Source organism: Hyphomonas sp., assembly GCF_013823385.1.
GTDB lineage: Bacteria > Pseudomonadota > Alphaproteobacteria > Caulobacterales > Hyphomonadaceae > Hyphomonas.
In genome coordinates this window covers 1-1,928 of sequence record NZ_PNMA01000116.1, presented here as the reverse complement: position 1 = coordinate 1,928, position 1,928 = coordinate 1, and the positions used below count along the sequence as shown (strand labels likewise).

Genomic DNA, 1,928 nt, shown 5'->3' with positions numbered 1-1,928 from the left:
GTTTCGATGCCCAAATGCGCACGCGACGCTTCGCGCTTGGCTTGCCGATGCGCCTCTGGACTAGGACATCTCTGAACTTGCGGCGTAGCCACCGCACTGCTGAAACTCGTTTCACGACCGCTGCTCCGGATCGCCGCGCCGCGGCTCCAAATTTGTCGGCGGCGAGCATAACTAACAGATATCGAATAATTCTTAACGCGGTCTCCGGGTTGCGCTGACGCCGTTCGTGCGAGTGACGGAGCCCTTGGATCGGCCACCGGCACCTCGATGCAGTTGACCTTTGTCGACGAGTCGACAATACGCGTCTTATGACCAATGTGCGCAACAAACCGAGCCGTCAGATTGTCGGCTTCTCGCTGTCGCCCGAGATGGCGCGCGCGGTAAAGGCCGAGGCCGCCAACCGCGGGCTGTCCCTTCGAAAGCTGTTCGAAGAGCTTTGGACCGGGTACGAGACCGACAAGGGGGAGGGGGGCAGTGGTTCTTGATGAGCGCCAGCTCGCCGGACTGGCTCATGCCCTGATTGGTGAAGGCCTTTCGGTCACGCGAGCCGAAGAGCTTCTGATAGCTTCTTCCGAGGCTCCCAGCCCCGAAGTAATCGAACCCATCCGAAAGGCCATTGCAGCTGGTGATGATCCGCTGGGAGAGCTGTTCTGCACCCTTCGGTCCCCCAAGGAGCGTAGGGATAGCGGTGCGACCTATACGCCTCACGCTATCGTGGCATCGATGCTTGCCTGGGCGGAAGATCAGGAGGACGTGCCCTCGCGCGTGGTCGATCCGGGCTGCGGTTCTGGTCGATTCCTGGTTGCGGCCGCTCGTGCCTTCCCGAGGGCTAGGCTGATTGGTGTCGAAACCGACCCTCTCGCGCTGCTTCTGCTTCGCGCCAACGCTGCCGTCTGCGGCTTCTCAAACCGTTTGTCCGTCGTGGCGCGCGACTACCGCGAAGTGAAGCTTCGCAAGATCAAGGGTGCCACGCTGTTCATCGGGAATCCTCCCTATGTGCGGCACCATCAGATCGGCGAGAGATGGAAGCGATGGTTCGCTGAAACGGCCGCTCAGCACGGATTTCGGGCCAGCAAGCTCGCGGGTCTCCACATTCACTTTTTTCTGAAGACGCGCAGCATCGGCCGTCCTGGTGATTTTGGTGCGTTCATCACGTCGGCCGAATGGATCGACGTCAACTACGGCTCTGTCTTGCGCGAGATGCTGGCGGACGGGCTAGGGGGTGCGTCTCTGCATGTCATCAGCCCGAATGCGCCGCCATTCGCCGATGCGATGACTACGGGGGCCATCACCTGCTTCAAACTGGGCGGCCGGACTGATGATCTTGCCATCCGCGCGGTTGAGGGTCTTGATGAACTCGACAATCTGAAGGGCGGGCAGGCCGTGCCGTGGACCAGCCTCGAGAAGGCGGGGAGGTGGTCTCATTTCGTTCGCGAGGGGCCAGTGCCGGGCGCCGACGAAATCGAACTTGGCGAGTTGTTCCGCGTTCACCGCGGCCAGGTCACCGGTGCCAATAGCATCTGGATTGCTGGTGCGCGCGCGCATCGTTTGCCCTCCCGCTTTCTGCTACCGACGGTCACCCGGGCACGGGAGCTCATTGCGGCGGCACCATCGCTCGACCGCGACGACGCTTTGCGCAGGGTCATCGATCTGCCGGTGGATCTGAACGACTTGTCCCCCAAGGAGCGGCGGGCAGTCGACGAGTTCCTTGCCTGGGCGCGCGCTCACGATGTGCCGTCAGGCTTTGTGGCCCGGCATCGCCGCGCATGGTGGTCCGTCGGCCTGCGAGAGCCTGCCCCGATCTTGTGCACCTATATGGCCCGCCGCCCGCCCGCATTCGTCCGCAATCGGTGCAATGCTCGCCACATCAACATCGCTCATGGCCTTTACCCAAGAGAGCCGATGGATGACGAACGTCTCGATCAGCT

Annotated in this window: 2 protein-coding genes; both read left to right on the top strand. The window is 62.2% G+C overall.

What is annotated here, in order from left to right:
• Positions 1–308: 308 nt before the first annotated feature.
• Positions 309–485 (top strand): hypothetical protein, encoded by a 177-nt coding sequence (locus C0456_RS20245; RefSeq protein ID WP_156076270.1) that lies wholly within the window; start codon positions 309–311, stop codon positions 483–485.
• Positions 475–1,928 (top strand): N-6 DNA methylase (locus C0456_RS20240; RefSeq protein ID WP_291056412.1); only part of this gene is annotated, 1,454 nt, incomplete at its 3' end. The genes C0456_RS20245 and C0456_RS20240, both read left to right, overlap by 11 nt.